At 43.4% G+C, this 16,588-nt stretch carries 16 protein-coding genes, 6 tRNA genes and 1 other annotated feature; all 22 genes read right to left on the bottom strand.

All coding sequences use genetic code 11. The features are described from left to right. Nucleotides 1-2 precede the first annotated feature (2 nt). The 22 genes from rpoB to rlmB all read right to left on the bottom strand — a co-directional run bounded on the left by rpoB (nucleotide 3) and on the right by rlmB (nucleotide 16,457). Nucleotides 3-3,803, bottom strand: coding sequence for a DNA-directed RNA polymerase subunit beta (rpoB, locus tag ACZ449_RS24910; RefSeq protein ID WP_464258724.1), 3,801 nt, complete (start codon nucleotides 3,801-3,803; stop codon nucleotides 3-5). A 389-nt stretch (nucleotides 3,804-4,192) separates the two neighbouring features. Further along, nucleotides 4,193-4,564 carry a 50S ribosomal protein L7/L12 gene (gene rplL, locus ACZ449_RS24905; RefSeq protein WP_464258723.1) on the bottom strand — a complete coding sequence of 124 codons (372 nt, stop codon included), beginning with the start codon at nucleotides 4,562-4,564 and terminating at the stop codon, nucleotides 4,193-4,195. Nucleotides 4,565-4,641: 77 nt separating this feature from the next. Continuing rightward, on the bottom strand, nucleotides 4,642-5,172 hold the full coding sequence (rplJ, locus tag ACZ449_RS24900; RefSeq protein WP_464258722.1) for a 50S ribosomal protein L10: 531 nt from the start codon (nucleotides 5,170-5,172) through the stop codon (nucleotides 4,642-4,644). A gap of 26 nt (nucleotides 5,173-5,198) precedes the next feature. After that, nucleotides 5,199-5,351: a sequence feature (ribosomal protein L10 leader region), on the bottom strand. Beyond that, nucleotides 5,344-6,048, bottom strand: coding sequence for a 50S ribosomal protein L1 (rplA, locus tag ACZ449_RS24895; RefSeq protein ID WP_464258721.1), 705 nt, complete (start codon nucleotides 6,046-6,048; stop codon nucleotides 5,344-5,346). Its footprint overlaps the feature before it by 8 nt. A gap of 65 nt (nucleotides 6,049-6,113) precedes the next feature. Continuing rightward, entirely contained in the window at nucleotides 6,114-6,539 is a 426-nt protein-coding gene (gene rplK, locus ACZ449_RS24890) for a 50S ribosomal protein L11 (RefSeq protein ID WP_464258720.1), read from the bottom strand. A gap of 15 nt (nucleotides 6,540-6,554) precedes the next feature. After that, the gene (gene nusG, locus ACZ449_RS24885; protein ID WP_464258719.1) at nucleotides 6,555-7,097 is read right to left on the bottom strand and encodes a transcription termination/antitermination protein NusG; all 543 of its coding nucleotides are present in this window, start codon (nucleotides 7,095-7,097) and stop codon (nucleotides 6,555-6,557) included. A 36-nt stretch (nucleotides 7,098-7,133) separates the two neighbouring features. Beyond that, a complete protein-coding gene (secE, locus tag ACZ449_RS24880; protein ID WP_464258718.1) occupies nucleotides 7,134-7,349 on the bottom strand; it encodes a preprotein translocase subunit SecE in 216 nt (71 codons plus the stop codon). A gap of 26 nt (nucleotides 7,350-7,375) precedes the next feature. Then, nucleotides 7,376-7,451: transfer RNA gene (locus ACZ449_RS24875), tRNA-Trp, on the bottom strand. A 29-nt stretch (nucleotides 7,452-7,480) separates the two neighbouring features. Continuing rightward, entirely contained in the window at nucleotides 7,481-7,630 is a 150-nt protein-coding gene (gene rpmG / locus ACZ449_RS24870; protein WP_464258717.1) for a 50S ribosomal protein L33, read from the bottom strand. A gap of 216 nt (nucleotides 7,631-7,846) precedes the next feature. After that, nucleotides 7,847-9,049 carry an elongation factor Tu gene (gene tuf / locus ACZ449_RS24865; protein ID WP_464258716.1) on the bottom strand — a complete coding sequence of 401 codons (1,203 nt, stop codon included), beginning with the start codon at nucleotides 9,047-9,049 and terminating at the stop codon, nucleotides 7,847-7,849. Nucleotides 9,050-9,296: 247 nt separating this feature from the next. After that, a tRNA-Met gene (locus ACZ449_RS24860) sits at nucleotides 9,297-9,373 on the bottom strand. 9 nt (nucleotides 9,374-9,382) lie between these two features. After that, nucleotides 9,383-9,458 (bottom strand) — tRNA-Thr (locus ACZ449_RS24855). 7 nt (nucleotides 9,459-9,465) lie between these two features. Further along, nucleotides 9,466-9,541, bottom strand: a tRNA-Met gene (locus tag ACZ449_RS24850). A gap of 19 nt (nucleotides 9,542-9,560) precedes the next feature. Next, a tRNA-Tyr gene (locus ACZ449_RS24845) sits at nucleotides 9,561-9,645 on the bottom strand. Nucleotides 9,646-9,751: 106 nt separating this feature from the next. Beyond that, nucleotides 9,752-9,827 (bottom strand) — tRNA-Thr (locus ACZ449_RS24840). Nucleotides 9,828-9,957: 130 nt separating this feature from the next. Next, complete coding sequence (locus ACZ449_RS24835; RefSeq protein ID WP_464258715.1) at nucleotides 9,958-10,758, bottom strand: undecaprenyl-diphosphate phosphatase; 801 nt, start codon at nucleotides 10,756-10,758, stop codon at nucleotides 9,958-9,960. Nucleotides 10,759-10,893: 135 nt separating this feature from the next. Continuing rightward, the gene (locus tag ACZ449_RS24830; RefSeq protein ID WP_464258714.1) at nucleotides 10,894-11,598 is read right to left on the bottom strand and encodes a DUF421 domain-containing protein; all 705 of its coding nucleotides are present in this window, start codon (nucleotides 11,596-11,598) and stop codon (nucleotides 10,894-10,896) included. Between the two features lie 74 nt (nucleotides 11,599-11,672). Further along, a complete protein-coding gene (locus tag ACZ449_RS24825; protein WP_464261942.1) occupies nucleotides 11,673-12,779 on the bottom strand; it encodes a 6-phosphofructokinase in 1,107 nt (368 codons plus the stop codon). A 91-nt stretch (nucleotides 12,780-12,870) separates the two neighbouring features. After that, nucleotides 12,871-13,590, bottom strand: a complete 720-nt coding sequence (gene sigH / locus ACZ449_RS24820) for an RNA polymerase sporulation sigma factor SigH (RefSeq protein ID WP_464258713.1) — start codon at nucleotides 13,588-13,590, stop codon at nucleotides 12,871-12,873. Nucleotides 13,591-13,759: 169 nt separating this feature from the next. After that, complete coding sequence (locus ACZ449_RS24815) at nucleotides 13,760-14,278, bottom strand: NYN domain-containing protein (protein ID WP_464258712.1); 519 nt, start codon at nucleotides 14,276-14,278, stop codon at nucleotides 13,760-13,762. Between the two features lie 80 nt (nucleotides 14,279-14,358). Further along, entirely contained in the window at nucleotides 14,359-15,708 is a 1,350-nt protein-coding gene (locus ACZ449_RS24810) for a VanW family protein (protein WP_464258711.1), read from the bottom strand. Continuing rightward, entirely contained in the window at nucleotides 15,705-16,457 is a 753-nt protein-coding gene (rlmB, locus tag ACZ449_RS24805; protein ID WP_464258710.1) for a 23S rRNA (guanosine(2251)-2'-O)-methyltransferase RlmB, read from the bottom strand. The genes ACZ449_RS24810 and rlmB overlap by 4 nt, the downstream gene beginning before the upstream one ends. Between the last annotated feature and the right edge of the window lie 131 nt (nucleotides 16,458-16,588).

The raw sequence follows: 16,588 nt of genomic DNA, 5'->3' as shown, positions 1-16,588 counted from the left end.
AACTAGTCTAAATCCTCATCGTCTAGAACTTCTTCTAAATCCTCATGGGAAATAGACTTTTTAGCATTTTTCTTGAGCTTCGCAGCATTACTTTCAGAGGACTCATCTTCACTGGCTCTGTGAGCCAGATCAGGCTCCATTTCGCCAATTTCAGCAATAATATCAAGTTCTTCTTCCAGTGGTTCGATATCATCATTAGCTTCTAGTTCGTCAACCACATCAGCCTCAAAATCCGACTTTTTGCGTTCAACGGCGGCTTGTGGCATATCACTGCCAATATTTAGTTCTAATTCTTTAGCTGTCTCATTGATATCTTCATCTGAATCCCGAATCATAATTTCTTGGGCATCTTCTGTCAGTATTTTTACATCAAGACCAATACTCTGGAGCTCTTTGATTAGTACCTTGAATGATTCAGGGACGCCTGGTTCAGGTATATTTTCGCCTTTAACGATGGCCTCATAAGTTTTTACGCGACCAACAACATCGTCAGACTTAACGGTTAATAGTTCTTGCAGAGTATAGGCAGCTCCGTATGCCTCCAAAGCCCAAACTTCCATCTCACCGAAACGCTGACCGCCAAACTGGGCTTTACCACCAAGCGGCTGTTGCGTAACGAGCGAGTATGGGCCAGTAGAACGAGCGTGAATTTTATCATCAACCAAGTGATGCAGTTTGAGCATATACACATAACCAACAGTTACGTGATTGTCAAATGGTTCACCTGTTCTGCCGTCAAACAGTTGAGTCTTGCCATCTTCTGATAGCCCTGCTACTTTTAATGTGTTAATAACATCAGTCTCGGTGGCACCATCAAATACTGGTACAGCCAGATGAACCCCAGCCGTATCTGGCACAGGCATACCGTTTTTTTCGAAATTATAGTTGACTGCCTTCAGCCTGTCAACCACCGTCGGGTCACCCATCTTAATCTGCATACCAATAGCGGCGGCAGCACGACCTAAGTGAGTTTCAAGTACCTGACCAATATTCATACGTGATGGTACGCCTAATGGGTTTAATACGATTTGAACCGGTGTGCCATCAGGTAGGAACGGCATATCTTCCTTCGGCAATATCCGGGAAACGACCCCTTTGTTACCGTGACGACCAGCCATTTTATCGCCTTCAGATATTTTGCGTTTTTGGGCAATATAGCAACGCACTAGCTGATTTACACCTGGCGGTAATTCGTCGCCATTTTCACGGGTAAATACTTTTACGTCAACAATCTTGCCTGCTTCGCCATGCGGTACTCTGAGTGAGGTGTCACGGACCTCACGAGCTTTTTCACCAAAGATAGCCCGTAATAACCGTTCTTCTGCAGTAAGTTCGGTTTCGCCTTTTGGTGTTACTTTACCAACAAGTATATCACCTGGACGAACTTCTGCGCCGACACGGATTATGCCGCGATCATCAAGATCACGCAGAACATCTTCAGCAACGTTTGGAATATCACGGGTAATTTCTTCAGGACCAAGCTTTGTATCACGGGCATCACATTCATATTCTTCAATATGTATAGAAGTAAAGGCATCCGCTTTTGTTAAGTCCTGGCTTAAGAGAATAGCATCTTCGTAGTTGTAGCCTTCCCATGGCATAAAAGCGACCAGAACGTTTTGGCCTAAAGCCAATTCACCTTTGTCGGTGGCCGGCCCATCAGCCAATACTTGGCCTTTAACGATAGGATCATTCTTATATACGATAGGCCTTTGATTAATGCAAGTTCCTTGGTTAGAACGCAGGTATTTAAGTAACTTATAGGTATCAAGAGCACCTTTTTCCGTACGAATATGAATTTCGGTGGCTGTTACTTTTTCAACAATGCCTGCATTTTTTGCCAGGATTACAACCCCAGAATCACGGGCGGCCTTGTATTCCATACCTGTACCGACAAGTGGCGCCTGCGTTCTTAAGAGCGGCACTGCCTGACGTTGCATGTTTGCACCCATCAAAGCCCGATTGGCGTCATCGTTTTCCAGGAATGGTATCATTGCAGTAGCAATAGATACTACCTGTTTAGGCGACACGTCCATGTAGTCAACCTTTTCAGCCGGAACTACCAAAATTTCGTTCTTGTAGCGACAGGTAACACGCGGCTCAACAAACCAGCCATTTTCATCCAGAACATCGTTAGCCTGAGCGACAATCATTTCATCTTCTTCATCAGCCGTCAAGTAGAATACTTCTTCTGTTACCTTATGTTCTTGCTTATTAATTTTACGGTATGGTGTCTCAATAAAGCCAAATTCATTAATTCGGCCAAAGGTGGACAACGAACCGATAAGACCGATATTCGGACCTTCAGGTGTCTCAATCGGGCACATACGGCCATAGTGAGAATGGTGAACGTCACGAACCTCGAAACCAGCACGTTCCCGGCTAAGGCCACCAGGACCAAGAGCGCTGAGACGCCGCTTATGAGTCAGTTCAGCCAACGGATTAGTCTGATCCATAAACTGAGACAACTGGCTAGACCCAAAAAATTCTTTTATGGCAGCAACCACCGGCCTGATGTTTATTAGCGCCTGCGGCGTAATTACATCAATATCCTGAATGGTCATACGTTCTTTAACCACTCGTTCCATCCGGGACAAACCAATACGGAACTGGTTCTGCAAAAGCTCGCCAACTGAGCGCAACCGACGATTACCTAAATGGTCAATATCATCAGTAGTTCCATGACCTTCCATTAAGTTAAGAAGATAACTAATGGAAGCCATGATATCTTCTTTAGTAATGGTTCGGTGTGTAAATGGTAATACTGAATTAAGTAGCAATTTTACAGAGGTACCGTCTTTTTGCTTAATCCAAGCTTCATGAATTCCCTCGCCATCAAAGACTTTGGCAGCCGCAACCCGGTTAAGAACATCCTCATCCATGACTGTATTTTCATCTACTACAATTTCACCGGTTTCTTTATCTACCAGCGGCTGAGCAAGAACTTTCCCTAATAGACGACGACGCCATCCTAACTTTTTGCCAAGCTTATAGCGCCCTACAGTAGCCAAGTCATAGCGCTTGGAATCGAAAAATAAAGTTTCGAGCAATTGCGCAGCGTTATCTACCGTTGGTGGTTCACCTGGACGCAATCGTTTGTAGATCTCGACAAGAGCCTCTTCCCGCGAATCGGTGTTGTCTCTTTCTAGTGTCGCTCTAATGTGAACATCGTCATTAAAAAGTTCCGAAATCACACCATTAGATACAAAACCTAATGAACGAATAAGGACTGTTACTGGTAATTTACGGGTGCGATCAACGCGAACAGAAATAACATCATTAGCGTCAGTCTCAAGTTCTAACCACGCACCACGATTAGGAATTACCGTTGCATTATACAGTTTCTTGCCTGTGGTATCAATGCTCTCACCATAATATACACCTGGGGAGCGCACCAATTGGCTAACAATAACCCGTTCAGCACCATTAATAATAAATGTACCGGTGTCAGTCATGAGCGGAAAATCGCCCATAAAGACTTCTTGTTCTTTTATTTCCTGTGTTTCCTTGTTGTACAGCCGAACACTAACACGAAGCGGAGCGGCGTAGGTAACATCTCGCTCTTTACATTCTTCAACATCATACTTAGGTTCGCCCAGTGTAAAGTTTTCAAATGATAGGATCAGGTTGCCGGTAAAGTCCTGAATTGGAGATATATCATGAAATATCTCTTGTAAACCTTCCTTAAGAAACCAGCGATACGAATTCTTCTGAATTTCAATAAGGTTGGGCATGTCCAGCACTTCTTTAATTTTGGCGTAACTATACCTGAATCTTTTGCCCACCGGAACAGGATTAAACATTAACCCCTTCACCCCTTAGCCATTTTGCTGGGCATGTTGCATTATTCGCAGCTTACACATAAGCTAACGATATTTCGCAAATACTAAGCCCGCAAATGAATAATTAAATAAATACAAAACAAAACAAGGTTCTTTCGTTTTGGGTAAGGACCTTGCCTTTTTTTCGATGAAAAACGATTCATCCTCCATTATACTACTATTTCCTGCCATTCCATAATTTATACAGGTGTGCCTAAAGACTCTGCTAAGACATAGCAATATAAACATGTACGGCAATGTATAATGTTATCATATATTCTTTACTATGTCAAGAAATTTTATCCTAATTTGTATTACTTTTCAATTTAAAAAAGGAGCACCAGTAGGTGCTCCTTTTAATTAAGCTTAAATTACTTAACTTCGACAGATGCGCCAGCTTCTTCAAGTTTAGCTTTAAGAGCTTCAGCGTCAGCCTTGGAGATTTTTTCTTTAATGGCTTTAGGTGCGCCATCAACTAGTTCTTTAGCTTCTTTGAGGCCAAGACCGGTAACTTCGCGTACAACTTTAATAACGTTGATTTTGCTTGCACCAGCGCTGGTCAGAATTACGTCAAACTCACTTTGTTCTTCAGCAGCAGCAGCGGCGCCAGCTGCAGGAGCAGCAGCTACAGCTACAGGAGCAGCAGCAGATACACCAAATTTTTCTTCAAGAGCTTTCACCAGTTCGGAAAGTTCGAGCACAGTCATTTGCTCAATGGCTTCCATAATTTGTTCTTTAGTCATTTTAAAATACCTCCATAAACTTTCGTTAAATTTAATTTTCGGGTAACACTCAAATAATTTTGTTCTTATAACCTTGGTTATGCAGACTCTTTCTGTTGGCGAACAGCTTCAAGCGCATAGACCAGGTTGCGCAACGAACCAGAAAGTACGTTGACAAAACCGGCAATAGGAGCCTGCATGCCAGCCAATACTTGAGAAATAAGAACTTCGCGCGACGGCAAACTGGATAGTGCCTTAACGCCATTAGCATCAATCACTTTACCTTCAACCAGGCCAGCTTTTACTTCTAGAGCTTGCAGTTTGTTCTCTTTTACAAATTCAGAAATAACTTTAGCTGGAGCTACCGGGTCAGTGTAAGACATAGCAATAGCGGTCGGACCTTCCAGATAAGCATCAAGACCTTCGATACCAGCTTCTTTGGCAGCAATGCGGGTCATAGTATTTTTAAATACACGATATTCCACACCTGCTTCCCGTAGTTTACGGCGAAGTTTTGTATCCTGCGCTACAGTCAAACCACGGTAATTAGTTAAAACAGCACCTTTGGTAATGCTGAGCTTTTCTTTAATCCCAGCAACCGTCTGCAGTTTTTCTTGAGTTACAGCCATTTAGATTACACCTCCTTAAACAAAATCCTTGAAATCAAAAAGCGGCCTCACGGCGTAAACACCGGAGGCCGCATTATAACTAGTTAATAGTTACATGCTGCAAATCCCCGGCCTCGGCAGGAAAGTTTTAATCAAACTTTTACACAACCTGCTGTCTACAGCCCATAAGAACTATTCTTTTTTACCGGCAGATTTGAGCGGGTTAACTTTAACACCAGGGCCCATTGTTGTACTTAAGGAAATGTTCCTCATATACTGACCTTTAGCCGCAGCGGGTTTAACCTTAATCAATGTATCAATCAGCGTGTGGAAGTTGGTGAGCAGTTTTTCAATGTCAAAAGATACTTTTCCAATAGGAGCATGGATATTACCAGCTTTATCGGTACGGTATTCAATCTTACCGGCTTTGATTTCATTAATAGCACGTGTTACATCAAGAGTAACAGTACCTACTTTAGGATTAGGCATTAAACCTTTAGGACCAAGGATTTTACCAAGACGGCCTACCATACCCATCATGTCTGGCGTGGCTACTGCAACATCAAAGTCAGCCCAACCACCTTGAATTTTTTCTACCATATCTTCGGCACCTACAAAGTCTGCGCCAGCAGCTTCCGCTTCTTTAGCTTTTTCGCCTTTGGCGAAAACCAGAACTTTTTTAGTCTTGCCTGTGCCATGAGGGAGTACAACAGCACCGCGTACTTGTTGATCAGCATGTTTTGGATCAACACCAAGTTTAACGGCAATTTCTACCGTTTGATCAAACTTAGCAGTAGCAGTTTTTTTAATAAGTTCTACTGCTTCTTCAGGATCATACAGCTTATCTATGTCGATAAGCTTAGCAGCTTCAATATACTTTTTACCATGTTTCGGCATATTAGTTATCCTCCTTTGTGGTAATAACGGAAGTACATAGTCCTCCCACTAAAATCGCAACTCTATTAGTCGACGATTTCGATGCCCATGCTGCGGGCAGTACCCTCAATCATCCGCATAGCAGCTTCAACACTAGCGGCATTTAAGTCTTGCATTTTGGATTCAGCAATTTCCCGAACCTGGTCGCGTTTTACTTTAGCAACCTTCTTCTTGTTCGGTTCGCCTGAAGCAGTCTCAATACCAGCAGCCTTTTTAAGAAGAATAGGCGCAGGCGGAGTTTTGGTAACAAAGGTAAACGACCTATCTTCAAACACTGTAATTTCAACCGGAATGATAAGACCAGCTTGGCTGGCCGTTCTTTCGTTAAATTCTTTAACAAAAGCCATGATATTGACACCAGCTTGACCAAGTGCCGGACCTACGGGAGGAGCCGGAGTGGCTTTGCCAGCGGGAACTTGCAGTTTTACAAGCTTTACAACTTTTTTAGCCATTTATATTACACCTCCTTAATCAACTTTCGCAATTTGTGTGAAATCAAGCTCTACTGGAGTTTCACGCCCAAACATATTGACAAGCACTTTAATCTTGCCACGATCAGGATTAATCTCAACTACAGTGGCTGTCCAATTTTCGAAAGCACCTGAAGTGATTCGCACCAATTGGTCGAGCTCAATATCAATTTTGGGTTTGGCATCTTCTATCCCCATTGATTTGAGAATATGTTTTACCTCACTCTCACTCAATGGAATAGGCTTGGTTCCCGACCCGACAAAACCGGTAACACCTGGAGTGTTGCGAACAACATACCAGGAACGGTCTGTAACAATCATTTCTACCAAAACATATCCGGGGAAAACCTTTTTCTTGGTAATTTTCTTCTTACCATCTTTTATTTCCACTTCATCTTCCATCGGTACAAGCACCCGGAAAACTTCGTCTTCCATCGCCATGGAATGAACTTTCTTCTCCAAATTGGCTTTTACCTTGTTTTCATAACCGGAATATGTATGGATAACATACCAATGCTTTTCGAGTTTTTCGGATTCCATAGCCTCAAGGGACGTATTGCGTCCCCCACCCCCAGTCTACTTGATAATAGCCTTTAAAACTTGAGCGAAAGAAGCATCAAGCACCCAAATCAAGGCCGCGACAACAGTAACCGTCACAAATACAACCCCAGTAAAGGAAATAAGCTCTGATTTGCCTGGCCATGTTACCTTTTTAAGTTCAGCTTTTACTTCCCGTAAAAATTTTTTCCAGCGCGATGTATTCGTCTGGATGGCTGTTTCCTGGGCGGCCATTTTTCTCACATCCTGTGTCTACATTTTGGCAGGGGCAGAAGGACTTGAACCCTCAACCAACGGTTTTGGAGACCGCTACTCTACCAATTGAGCTATACCCCTACTAGTGGCGAAGTTACCCTATATTAGAATTACTTTGTTTCTTTGTGCAGCGTCTGCTTTTGGCAAAACTTGCAGTATTTGTTGAATTCCAATCTATCCGGGTCATTTTTTTTGTTTTTATTGGTCTGATAATTGCGTTGTTTGCATTCTGTGCAGGCCAATGTTACCGCGTTGCGCATCCTGTTACACCTCTCTTACCAGTAAATATAGCATCTTAGCTTATTTATTGATAACACTTTTTTTAAATGTCACTAATACAATTTATCATAATTACATCAACGTGTCAATAGCCCACAGGCTCGGGTATGTCAATAAAATAAAGCAGGGTTGTCCCCCGCTCTATTATTATATCAGACAGTGACCCGTTTATACCGTTTTAAAAAATATTTTGGTGATTATTCTTCAACAGCGGTTACAACACCAGCCCCTACTGTACGGCCGCCTTCACGAATAGCGAAACGCAGACCTTCTTCGATAGCGATTGGGGTAATAAGCGCTATGCTCATTTGGATGTTGTCGCCAGGCATTACCATTTCTACGCCTTCTGGCAGAGTAACAACACCAGTTACGTCGGTTGTTCTAAAGTAGAACTGCGGACGATAGCCGTTAAAGAACGGGGTATGACGGCCGCCTTCTTCTTTGGACAATACATATACTTCGGATTTGAATTTGGTGTGCGGTTTAATACTACCAGGCTTAGCCAATACTTGGCCACGCTCGATTTCTTTACGCTCAACACCTCTTAAAAGTGCACCAATGTTGTCACCTGCTACTGCCGAATCAAGAAGTTTCCGGAACATTTCTACGCCAGTTACTACTGTCGATTTCGGTTTGTCGCTCATGCCAACGATTTCTATGGTATCGCCTACTTTTACTGCGCCACGCTCTACACGACCTGTAGCTACTGTGCCACGGCCAGTGATAGTGAACACGTCTTCCACAGGCATTAGGAAAGGCTTGTCGGTAGCACGTTCCGGAGTCGGAATGTACTCGTCAACTTTTGCCATTAGTTCATGGATCTTGCCACACCATTCGCAATCAGCTTTCGCGCAACCACAGTTAAGTACTTTTACGGCCGAACCTGATACTACAGGAATGTCATCTCCTGGGAATTCATAGCTGGAGAGAAGTTCACGAACTTCCATTTCTACTAATTCCATCAGTTCTGCGTCATCAACCAGGTCGGCTTTGTTTAAGAAGACAACCATCGCAGGTACGCCTACTTGGCGGGACAGCAAAATGTGTTCGCGGGTTTGCGGCATCGGGCCGTCAGCAGCCGATACAACCAGGATAGCACCGTCCATTTGTGCTGCACCAGTGATCATGTTTTTAACATAGTCAGCATGGCCTGGGCAGTCCACGTGGGCATAGTGACGAGCAGTAGTCTCATATTCTACGTGAGCTGTGTTGATGGTGATACCGCGTTCTCTTTCTTCTGGTGCTTTGTCGATCATGTCATAGGCCATGAACTCAGCGCCACCGTGTTTTGCCAATGTCATGGTAATGGCAGCAGTCAGTGAAGTTTTACCATGGTCAACGTGACCGATAGTACCAATGTTAACATGCGGTTTGTTTCTTTCAAACTTTTTCTTTGCCATTTAAGTATTGCCTCCCTAAATTACATATTTTCGCGTTACTATCATACATACTTATGACAAACAAGGCCTATCCTTATCTATCCACACTATCATTCCCAATATACATAGTTTCCGGGTACTATGCAATATTTTTTTCTTGATATCAAACTAAATTATTCTATCTGTCATATAAAAATCCTGCTGGACTTTGCAATAAATTTAAAAACGCTTGCAGCATTTGCTGCAAGCGTTTTTATCGTATTTGTAATGGTGGCGGCACAGGGATTTGAACCCCGGACACTGCGGGTATGAACCGCATGCTCTAGCCAACTGAGCTACGCCGCCATATTATTATGGAGCTAGTGACCGGGATTGAACCGGTGACCTTATCCTTACCAAGGATACGCTCTACCGACTGAGCTACACCAGCATAAACTTGGTTGCGGGGACAGGACTTGAACCTGTGACCTTCGGGTTATGAGCCCGACGAGCTACCAACTGCTCCACCCCGCGATGTAAGAAAATGGTTTCTTGGTGGAGGGAGGTGGATTCGAACCACCGAAGTCGAAGACGGCAGATTTACAGTCTGCTCCCTTTAGCCACTCGGGAATCCCTCCGGAATTAATTGGATATTAGGATGTTCCTCACTTACGCTCGGAACTAAGCGACTCATTCATGTTCTCACTTCGCTGCCGCTCGCGACAACATGGTTCCCTGCTTAAATGGAGCTGGCGAGAGGAATTGAACCCCCAACCTGCTGATTACAAGTCAGCTGCTCTACCAATTGAGCTACGCCAGCATCATTTTTTTGAGACCTCGTCTCAGTGACAAAACATATTATATAATAGTCTCTAGACTATGTCAACATCTTTTAGACGTTAATTATATTACTTTTATTTCCTTTTATTTGCATGTATGTATTACTACTTCTACCTTACGAAGAAGTAGTAATACGATATACCGGCAACAACAAACCGATAATAGGCAAATGAGGCCAGTGTTGATTTATTGAGGAACCGCAAGAACCAGACAATAGATATATACGCCGTAATGAATGCAACAATAAAGCCAATCGCAAACACGCTAAAATCGGCCATACTCAGTTGATCCACAATCTTCATTAAATCATAAACGCAGGCAACCAACATCAGCGGCACAGCAATAATAAAAGAAAATTCGGCAGCTGCTTTGCGACTCATCCCCAAGAATAAGCCACCCGCAATAGTTGAGCCTGAACGCGAAAATCCTGGCCACAAAGATAGAACTTGGAATAGCCCTACCCAAAATGCCTGTTTAATTGTCATGCTATCAACATTACGCGTAGTCGGACGATTTGCCATTTTTTCAGCTACCAACATAAAAATTGCCCCAACTACCAAGCCAATGATTACAGTATAAGGGGAAAATAGGTACGTCTTTATCGGTTTATGTAAGAAAAATGCTATTCCCATTACAGGTACAATCCCCACTAGGACGTGCATAGCGGTTAGTCCATTTCCATAAATATTAATGGGCCGCGGCCGAACCATATCCAAAAACTTTTCACGATAAAAAATCAATACTGATAAAATAGCACCCAATTGTATAAATACTTCAAAAACACTGGCCTTTTCCCCTTCAAACCCGAGCAGCGAACCAACCAAAATCATATGTCCAGTTGAAGAAATCGGCAAAAATTCGGTCATTCCCTCTACTACACCAATAATTACTGCAATGATATTTTCATTCATATAGTCACTTCCTTAGTCTTTGTTGCGGCCTCTGTCAGGAGCATGTTTATCACTCCAATAGGACGATATTACTACTTTACCATATTTACCTAAATATCCTGCTTAATTATAAAAAAAATAAAAAAGCCCGGAATTTCAGTGCAAAAATACACTGGGTCCCCGAGCATCTTCATTCACAACATGTACCCGTTTGTTTTGATCCATGAAAGCAATAAACACATTGTGAATAGTGTCTTGGTGCTGCCGGCGGAATTCTTCAATCTGTCGCTGAGAAAGTCCCATTTCAGCCAACGCATTCTCCTGCAGCTTCCCCTCCAAAATTACCGGTACCAAAACACTGTTTGGACTTACACTAAAGTTAACTTGGCTAGGCGTTAATGGCAAATGCTCTGCTTTTTTAAGTACACTCAATCTGCCATACGGTTCTAGAATAGCAAGTTCTACAATAGTAATATCAAATGCATCCTTTTCCCGCAGAAGTTGCAATAATGTCTCCACAGGCATACGTACTTTACGGAGGTTTTCTTTGATAATCTGACCATCTTCCACCAGCACAAGTGGTTTAAAGTTTAGTTTGTGATTAACTGGACGCGCTTTGATACTGAGCCAACCAAAAAAAAGTTGCATACCGCCAAGTGCCAACAGGGCAATCAATGAACTAGCAAGTTCAATCCGATGATCGACAATTAATGCACCCGCGACTGCCCCAATAGTTATCGAAGTCAAAAAATCAAAGGAGCTAAACTCACTCACCTGGCGACGGCCAGTAGCCAGCATAATGATCAGTAACACGCCCATGCCTGCAACTACCCTAAATAAGGTAATGCCCAAGGTTTCCATTACAGCCCTCCACTGCACAGCTATCATAGAAAACTACGCAATATTTAGGCTAGTGTAACCGCATAACCGCTTTTTTAATCACCAAAACAAATTCCAATAGACCGTCCGGCTTTTAGTAGTTCGTTATCGGCAGTTACATTATTTGCTTTGCCAGCAATATCGGTGATTGGTACACGAATAATCTCGTTTTTTTGTAAAGCAACCATGTTGCCGAAGTCTCCTTCTAGCAGACATTCGGCAGCAGCCACACCATAACGGGTAGCTAGTACCCGGTCAAAGGCAGTTGGTGTACCACCACGTTGAACGTGTCCTAGCACCGTACAACGGGATTCAACACCAATAAGGCCTTCTATTTGCCGAGCCAGTTTTTCCCCCGCACCGCCTAACCGTATTTTCTCATGGCTGCCTTCCACAATACGCGATACTGAGATCTCCCCGCCTTGTGGATAAGCCCCTTCAGCAATAACAACAAGGCTAAACAGCCGGCCACGCTCTTGACGCTCCTTGATCTTGGCGATAATTGAATCTGTATTAAAGGGGATCTCAGGAATCAAAATACAATCAGCACCTCCTGCCATCCCTGCATGCAGCGCAATCCAACCAGCATATCGGCCCATAACTTCCAACACCATGACCCGGTGATGAGATTCAGCTGTGGTATGGAGACGGTCAAGCGCGTCGGTAGCCACACCGACTGCGGTATCAAACCCAAAAGTCCGCTCTGTTCCCGGTATATCATTATCAATTGTTTTGGGGACAGCCACTACCGGAAAACCTAATTGATAAAATTCTGATCCAATTTTAAGACTGCCGTCGCCACCAATCACTGCAAGCGCTTCAATCTCTCTTTGCCGCAAATTAGTCAACGCCTGGATGGACATATCCTCATAAACGATTTTTCCACCCTCCGTCTTGGGATAATTAAATGGATTATCCCGATTAGTTGTTCCAAGTATCGTACCCCCACGCGGCAAGATGCCAGCTACATTATCATCTGTCATTTCAATAATTTGGTTTTCGACCATACCGCCAAAACCATTTTTTATTCCCCATACTGTAAGCCCATGCCCGATCCCGGTCCTGACAACAGCCCTGATAACAGCATTCAGCCCAGGCGCATCGCCGCCGCCTGTGAGTACAGCAATACTTTTTACTTTGTTTGCATTGATCAATCTCATCACCTCATCCAAATCATTTCACCTAGGAGTAATGCAAAAAATGACACCGAACATGGTGTCATTTTTTGCTGCCGTTATTGTTCAAAGATAGTACTTATTCAGCTAACTCTACCTGAGAATCTTTATTAAGACTGGTAAGACCTTTATATACACCACGAATATCGCTATCATCACCGCGGTTTTCTAGATACCGTTCGAGTTTGCGTTTTACTCGTTGCAAGGCATTATCAATCGATTTAACATGTCGGTCTAGTTCAACGGCAATCTCCTGGTACGACTTGCCATCAAGGTAGGACATGAGTACCTTCCACTCAAGATCGCTCAAAATCTCGCCCATTTTTTCTTCAATATCAACAAATTCCTCACGGCTGATCACCAGTTCTTCCGGATCGGTCACTTTCGAACCAGACAATACATCCAGCAGCGTACGGTCAGAATCTTCGTCATAAATAGGTTTATTTAGAGAAACATAGGAGTTCAAAGGAATATGTTTCTGCCGGGTAGCCGTCTTAATTGCAGTAATAATCTGTCGCGTTACACATAATTCTGCAAATGCCCTAAAGGAAGAGAGCTTGTCATTCCGAAAGTCGCGAATGGCCTTATATAAACCAATCATGCCCTCCTGAATGATATCTTCACGCTCAGCGCCGATTAAAAAATACGATCTGGCTTTAGCCCGCACGAAATTGCGATATTTGTTAATCAAATACTCCAGAGCGACCGTGTTGTCATTATCTTTGGCGTCAAATACTATTTCTTCATCGGTTAAGTTATCAAAACAACCATACAGATCGCGTTGAGTATTTACTCGCATCGCATCGCCCCCATAAGTTTTCTTTTGCTGCCTATAAAGTAAGAGTTAACCTTACCTTTTCCACGCATAGCATTTGCATAGCATCGAAAAAATAAAAATGCACTAAAGATCTTAGTGCCGCAGCATTGCCGCATGTCTGTCATAATAGATTATACTTGTTAGAACAAAGTTAGTCAAGCCCATCACGTCGCATGGCATTAAGGCGTTTCATGATATCTTCTTCCAGACGACTGCCAAGTTCATGGCGATCTCGCGCTAATACCTTGGTGGAAAGACTGGCTGCTATTTCCTTTTTGACAGCAGCAACATCATTTTTTAGTTCTCGCGCCGATATTCGGTAGGCTCCCGCGCCTAGAATAAACATTTGTTCAGCCCTGTCAGAAGTAACAACATATATTCGTTTTTTGTGGCGGACAAGATCATAAACCATTTTTTCAATATAGCTATCAGCGGTTTCGCCCTCTTTAGTATAAATGACCGCAAGCGCACCAGCTTGACTTTGGCTACTACTTTTTTCAGTTGTCATATGCGCATCGAATACTATTATTGTCCTAAATCTTTTATATGCGCCATATTCGCTGAGTATATCTACAAGCTTGTCACGGGCATATTCCAGATTATCTCTAATAGCAATAAGTTCAGGCCAAGCATTAATCACATTATAGCCGTCAACAATTAACAATTCCATTGAGAAAAATTCTCCAATCTTATGCCTACAGGTAATTCCCGGCGGCTTCTTTGGGGAAACAGAAAACTACCGAGAAGCGGCTATAGCTGTGATTGTACCGCTTTAGGCTCTGGCCCAAACCGTATTAACGTATTATCAGGAGCATATTTATCATGCGACACTATTTCACGTTGCAGTTCTTTCCCTGCGTTGTCACGTATGATGCGAACAACGGTTACTTCATACCCAGGCTTTCCCTGCTTTTCTACTTTATTTTCGCCAGGCAGCAGCGCTGAATCAGCCTTTTTTATAATCGCCGGCTGAATAACTTGCTGCTGGGAGGTAAAAATATCAATGCTTTTTTCCAGCATTCGCTGGCCGAATATACCTACATTGAGCTTACTACCACTAGTTTCGGCCATAATCATAACCGGTGCCTGACTGTCATTTACAAATTTAAAATCAAGTATATTGTAGACGACAGTGGCATCCCGTCCCAGCGGTACATAGGAAAGCGGTTTAGAATGATTAGTGCGTTCCACAATAGTAAGTCCTGCCAAGAGTACCGCATTATATAGGGTTGACGAAAGCTGACACACACCCCCACCTACCCCCGGTACAAACTCGCCGTTAATTATTTCCATGGCTTCTTTGAATCCCTGGGATTTCTCCCGTGGCCCAACAGTGTCATTATAAGAAAAAATTTGACCCGGATATACTAATTTACCGGTAATCTTTTGTGCTGACAATTTTATATTGGCCGAACGGTTAACATCTTCAGTGTTAAATTGGGTAGTGTACATAGCCACAAGCTCTTTAATACCATTTTCAGCAAGATCGCTAGCCGTAATTTCGGGATAAACCGGGGCAACCGGCAAAACAATCGTACTGGCATCGGTTCGGTTAAGGGCCAGGAGTATTAGCTCCTTTAATGCAGTTACGTCCAATTCGCGCCCTTCTTCCTCGCGCACTACCCCTCCTGTCCGCAGACTTAAGGTCGCATTACAAGGCGGGCGGCTAACAGTCTCCCGCAATTGTTCTACTATACTATCTAATTTATTCTCATTATACTTGATTTTTAGGGGGATAGACCAGCCCTCAACTTCAGCATTACGAATTTTTTTTAATCTGGTCCACAGAGGCCCTTCACGTCCAAACAGCCAAACCGCATCAGCAGTTGCCTCTTGGTCGATGCTATAATCAAGGTTTTCCGGTTCAATACGAAATGTCGTGTTTTCATAAGCTAATAGGATGGGCCTGGTTTTCTGATCTTTTTGCCAGGTGGCAAGCAATTGCGCTATTTCCTCCCGGGTCTTTCCGCCGACTTCAATATTAGCGATAGTTACCCCTGCATAAACGGTTTGGGAAAATAGTGGTCGAAACAGCCAAAAACTAGCTATCCCTGCTATACTTACTGTCACTACCAGAATAATACCGGCCCAACGCTTCACTTTCCTTTCAGCTCCCTTTGCCTCAAAACTTCATACAACAGCAAGGAACAGGCGACAGAGGCATTTAATGACGCAATCTGTCCTCGCATTGGAATCTTGACAACAAAATCACAGGCCTCTTTGGTCAAACGTCCCAGTCCCTCCCCTTCACTGCCGACAACAATTACTACCGGTCCTGTAAGATCGGCCTCATAATAATTTTTCGTGCCATCCATATCGGCCCCTACTACCCAAAGCCCCTGCTTTTTCAAGGCTTTCAAAGTCTGGGACACATTACCAATCCTAGCAACAGGTACATGCTCAACAGCGCCCGCCGATGTTTTTGCCACAGTTTGGGTAAGTGGACAACTACGCCGTTTTGGTATAAGTACACCGTGAACGCCGCTGGCATCTGCCGTCCGCAATATAGCGCCAACATTATGCGGATCAGCAAGTTCATCTAAAAGAACCAAAAATGGCGGCTCATTTTTCTCATAAGCGACCCCTAAAATTTCATCAACTTCAACATAAGCAACCGGCGCCGCCATAGCGACTACGCCTTGGTGCCGCACACCTGCTGACAGTTGATCAAGTTTAGCGTTATCCACCTCTTGGATAACCAGTCCCCGTTCACGTGCTTGACTAATAATCTCGCGAATCGACCCCTGGCGTTCGCCTTTAGCAACAATAATTTTATTTAGTGATCGCCCAGCTTTCAGCGCTTCAAGCACACTATTGCGTCCTACAATGATTTCTGCATCCTCAGACATACTGATTCACTCCTTTGGCTTACGCCTTATTTTTATGGGTTTCTCTGATAAAGTCGAACTTTATTATTATTATGAAAAAACGGCAGAATATAATCCTGCCGTTTTTCATACTCTTGCTTGTATACCACTAG

Source organism: Desulfosporomusa polytropa, from assembly GCF_055380075.1.
The sequence above is the reverse complement of the archived record's forward strand: the minus strand, read 5'-3'. Positions and strand labels throughout refer to the sequence as shown.

Bases quoted from the DNA above. Each gene is read 5' to 3' on its own strand.
- rpoB (WP_464258724.1), bottom strand. From the start codon at position 3,803: ATGTTTAATCCTGTTCCGGTGGGCAAAAGATTCAGGTATAGTTACGCC.
- rplL (WP_464258723.1), bottom strand. From the start codon at position 4,564: ATGACTAAAGAACAAATTATGGAAGCCATTGAGCAAATGACTGTGCTC.
- rplJ (WP_464258722.1), bottom strand. From the start codon at position 5,172: ATGGCTGTAACTCAAGAAAAACTGCAGACGGTTGCTGGGATTAAAGAA.
- rplA (WP_464258721.1), bottom strand. From the start codon at position 6,048: ATGCCGAAACATGGTAAAAAGTATATTGAAGCTGCTAAGCTTATCGAC.
- rplK (WP_464258720.1), bottom strand. From the start codon at position 6,539: ATGGCTAAAAAAGTTGTAAAGCTTGTAAAACTGCAAGTTCCCGCTGGC.
- nusG (WP_464258719.1), bottom strand. From the start codon at position 7,097: ATGGAATCCGAAAAACTCGAAAAGCATTGGTATGTTATCCATACATAT.
- secE (WP_464258718.1), bottom strand. From the start codon at position 7,349: ATGGCCGCCCAGGAAACAGCCATCCAGACGAATACATCGCGCTGGAAA.
- rpmG (WP_464258717.1), bottom strand. From the start codon at position 7,630: ATGCGCAACGCGGTAACATTGGCCTGCACAGAATGCAAACAACGCAAT.
- tuf (WP_464258716.1), bottom strand. From the start codon at position 9,049: ATGGCAAAGAAAAAGTTTGAAAGAAACAAACCGCATGTTAACATTGGT.
- ACZ449_RS24835 (WP_464258715.1), bottom strand. From the start codon at position 10,758: ATGAATGAAAATATCATTGCAGTAATTATTGGTGTAGTAGAGGGAATG.
- ACZ449_RS24830 (WP_464258714.1), bottom strand. From the start codon at position 11,598: ATGGAAACCTTGGGCATTACCTTATTTAGGGTAGTTGCAGGCATGGGC.
- sigH (WP_464258713.1), bottom strand. From the start codon at position 13,590: ATGCGAGTAAATACTCAACGCGATCTGTATGGTTGTTTTGATAACTTA.
- ACZ449_RS24815 (WP_464258712.1), bottom strand. From the start codon at position 14,278: ATGGAATTGTTAATTGTTGACGGCTATAATGTGATTAATGCTTGGCCT.
- rlmB (WP_464258710.1), bottom strand. From the start codon at position 16,457: ATGTCTGAGGATGCAGAAATCATTGTAGGACGCAATAGTGTGCTTGAA.